This is a genomic window from Pseudomonas sp. Sample_9 (genome assembly GCF_004307535.1).
In the GTDB taxonomy this organism is placed as follows: Bacteria; Pseudomonadota; Gammaproteobacteria; order Pseudomonadales; family Pseudomonadaceae; genus Aquipseudomonas; species Aquipseudomonas mercuritolerans.
Map to the genome: position 1 here is coordinate 9,118 of NZ_RAZO01000234.1, position 2,027 is coordinate 11,144.

3 protein-coding genes are annotated in these 2,027 nt (G+C 61.0%); 1 reads left to right on the plus strand and 2 read right to left on the minus strand.

Features of this window, described 5'->3' with window-relative positions; all coding sequences use genetic code 11:
- Window positions 1–557 precede the first annotated feature (557 nt).
- Both D6877_RS13555 and D6877_RS13560 read right to left on the minus strand, forming a co-directional pair.
- Window positions 558–1,166, minus strand: coding sequence for a prepilin-type N-terminal cleavage/methylation domain-containing protein (locus D6877_RS13555; RefSeq protein ID WP_130911123.1), 609 nt, complete (start codon window positions 1,164–1,166; stop codon window positions 558–560).
- Complete coding sequence (locus tag D6877_RS13560) at window positions 1,163–1,609, minus strand: GspH/FimT family pseudopilin (RefSeq protein ID WP_122506758.1); 447 nt, start codon at window positions 1,607–1,609, stop codon at window positions 1,163–1,165. Before D6877_RS13560 ends, D6877_RS13555 begins: the two co-directional genes overlap by 4 nt.
- Before the next feature lie 120 nt (window positions 1,610–1,729).
- Here D6877_RS13560 and D6877_RS13565 point away from each other — a divergent pair.
- A partial coding sequence (locus tag D6877_RS13565) for a general secretion pathway protein GspC (protein WP_130911124.1) occupies window positions 1,730–2,027 on the plus strand: 298 nt, incomplete at its 3' end.

Genomic DNA, 2,027 nt, shown 5'->3' on the forward strand with positions numbered 1-2,027 from the left:
TTCTGTGGGAGCTGGCTTGCCAGCGATGACGGCCTAACAGCCACCCAATCCCCAACTGCCTACACCCAACCCAAATGTAGGAGCCGCCGAAGGCCGCGATCTGTTGATCTTGCTTTTGCTTCCTGTGGGAGCGAGCCTGCTCGCGAAAGCGGTCTCCCAGCTGACCAATATCTCCCGGTCGCACTCAATCCCTGTGGGAGCTGGCTTGCCAGCGATAACGGCCTAACAGCCACCCAACCTCACAACTGCCTACACCCAGTCCCAATGTAGGAGCTGCCGAAGGCTGCGATCTTTTGATCTTGCTTTCTATGGAAGCGAGCCTGCCCGCGAGAGCGGCTACCCAACTGACCAATATCTTCCGGTCGCACTCAATCCCTGTGGGAGCTGGCTTGCCAGCGATGACGGCCTAACAGCCACCCAACCTGCAACTGACCGCCCACAACCCAATTGTGGGAGCGAGCTTGCTCGCGAAAGCGATCTCCCAGTGGCAAAAACATCGACTGACCCACCGCAATCGCGAGCAAGCTCGCTCCCACATTTGCTTGGTGACCGCCAAATTATTGCAACAACCCAATCACCTGCCGATACTTCTCCACCCCCTGCACAGTCCCCCGACTCAACCGAATCTCCAACCCCAACGGATCCTCCCGCCGATTGCCACTCAACTGCCGCCATCCCTTGTCCACCTCCCAAACCCGCACCTGCACATCACTCACCTCATTCAACACCGCAACCCCATTCCCAGGCGCCGGCAACGGATAGCGACTGCGCGCCTCAGCCACCGCCCGATACAACGTATCCCCCTTGACCCACCACCGAACCCGCTGCAACGCCCCCGGCTGATCCGCCGCGCTACGAATAATGTCCAGCCGAAACCCCTTGCTATCACTACTGCGCACCGTCACCGCCGGCGGCGCAGTCGGCGCCTCATCCTCAGCCCCGACCTTGCGCGGCTCACTCAACTCCACCCCCGCGCGCATGTCCACATCACGCTGCAACTGATTCAACACCCGCAACAACCCATCGCTCTGCTCACTGCTCGCCTGCAAATGACTGTCCGCCCGCGTCACACTGTCCAGCCCGCGCCAGGCAATCAGACTCACCACCGCCATCAGCAGAATCGCGACCATCACCTCAATCAGAGTGAACCCTTGCTGAGTCTTCATTGAATACTGATCCGCCCACTGCCATCGCGCAGCACACTCAGCCGATTGGCCCCATCCGACAAAATCAGCCGCAACGGCGGATTGATCCACTCGGCATTCAGCACCACCGTCTGCCGGGGCTCCACACGCACCTCCACCTTCGGGCTCTGCCACGCACGCGGGCGCAACTGCGCATCCTCCTTGAACGACTCAAACCCCACGCCATCATCCCCACGCCGCCCAAACCGAAACCCCTTGGCATCCGCCACCCACACAATCGGCCGCCCATCCGCGCGAGCCTCGGCCTGCGCCACCTGCAACAACTGCGCGACCCGCTCGGCATCCTTGCGCAACAACTGCAACGGATCGGGCCTGATACTCAAACTGATCGCCGCACTGGCAATGCCAATAATCACCAGCACCACCATCAACTCGATCAACGTAAAACCCTGCTGCCTGCTCATCACCCACGCGCTCCTTGGCGTCCCACCCCATCGTGCCCGGCGAACATGTAAGGCATGTGAAATAAAACGGAGAGAATTGCCGCGTAGGCTGGCAACAGGGACAACAAGGAGCGACAACCCATGAAATTCACCGCACGGATTACCCCGGCACAAACCGTCCAGGCCCTGGCCCTGCTCGCCGCCCTGGTGGGCGTCGCGACGTGGTCGTCGCTGCTGCTGACCTCGGCGGAATCCCACACCCCCGCAGCCGCACCGCAAGTGCTCGCGGCGAGAAGTGATAGCCCGGCGTTGCAGTGGTTCTCCAATGAGACCGCACCGGTGGACATCAAGGTGAGTGGGTTGATCGCCGGAGGAAGTGGGACGGTGGCGATATTGAGTTTGAATGATGGCGCGCCGAGGAGTTTTTTGGTGGGGGAGA

Bases quoted from the DNA above. Each gene is read 5' to 3' on its own strand.
- D6877_RS13555 (WP_130911123.1), bottom strand. From the start codon at position 1,166: ATGAAGACTCAGCAAGGGTTCACTCTGATTGAGGTGATGGTCGCGATT.
- D6877_RS13560 (WP_122506758.1), bottom strand. From the start codon at position 1,609: ATGAGCAGGCAGCAGGGTTTTACGTTGATCGAGTTGATGGTGGTGCTG.